The sequence below is a fragment of the Bradyrhizobium sp. P2_E8 genome (genome assembly GCF_056403875.1).
The window spans coordinates 1-787 of record NZ_JBFUES010001743.1; the positions used below are offsets into that span (position 1 = coordinate 1).

The following is a 787-nucleotide window of genomic DNA, read 5'->3' on the forward strand; positions in this document are numbered from 1 at the left end:
TGATCTCCGGCGGTGATCCCAAACATGCGCAACCCATAAAGCGCGGCGCAGATCGCGATGGCCTGCCACGAGACGCCCGACCAGATCGCCGCGACGCATCCCGCATGGATCAATACAAACGGCAGGACCTGCGGATACATGACGTCGTCGTGTTCCTGATCCGGTTCCTGGCCTGAATCGATATTGATGGACACGCTCGCGACCTCAGCTGTTTCGATGGGCGGGCCAACCCGCAACCGGTGTAAAAAAACCCGCGGCCGGTAAACCAGTCGCGGGTCGAGAGAACCAGAAGCTCTGCCAGTACATCCGTGGTCAAAGCAACATARTACCGATTGCGGCAGCTTAGGCGGCGCGCAGATTTTCCGCAGCAGACTTGCCGGTCCGGCGGTCCGCGACGATTTCGAAGGAAACCTTCTGCCCCTCGTTGAGGGTGCTCATGCCGGCGCGTTCGACTGCGCTGATATGAACGAAAACATCCTGGCCTCCCTGGTCCGGCTGAATGAAGCCGAAACCTTTTTGGCCGTTAAACCACTTCACAGTTCCCGTATTCATGGGGTCGTCCTTTAACATAGATAAGTCTTTGGAACCGCGCTCAAGAGCGCAGTCAGCGAATTCGAGATCTGGAGGGAGGGTCGTCAGTCAGGCACGCTTATCAGCGGCGAGGCCAAGTCGTTCGGCCGAAACTCGATGCAGCCAATATGGCCGTTGTTCGGGCATTCCACAAGGGGCCATATGTCGCTGTTTTCGGACCCAAATGTTCCGCGGACGGCCGCGCGAGCGCTTCATC

At 58.3% G+C, this 787-nt stretch carries 1 protein-coding gene and 1 pseudogene; both read right to left on the reverse strand.

Annotated features, from left to right (window positions below; translation table 11 throughout):
- Positions 1-140: pseudogene (locus AC1D00_RS43615) on the reverse strand (acyl-CoA desaturase); the annotation flags it as partial.
- Between the two features lie 202 nt (positions 141-342).
- Positions 343-552, reverse strand: a complete 210-nt coding sequence (locus AC1D00_RS43620) for a cold-shock protein (protein ID WP_027542880.1) — start codon at positions 550-552, stop codon at positions 343-345.
- Between the last annotated feature and the right edge of the window lie 235 nt (positions 553-787).

Bases quoted from the DNA above. Each gene is read 5' to 3' on its own strand.
- AC1D00_RS43620 (WP_027542880.1), bottom strand. From the start codon at position 552: ATGAATACGGGAACTGTGAAGTGGTTTAACGGCCAAAAAGGTTTCGGC.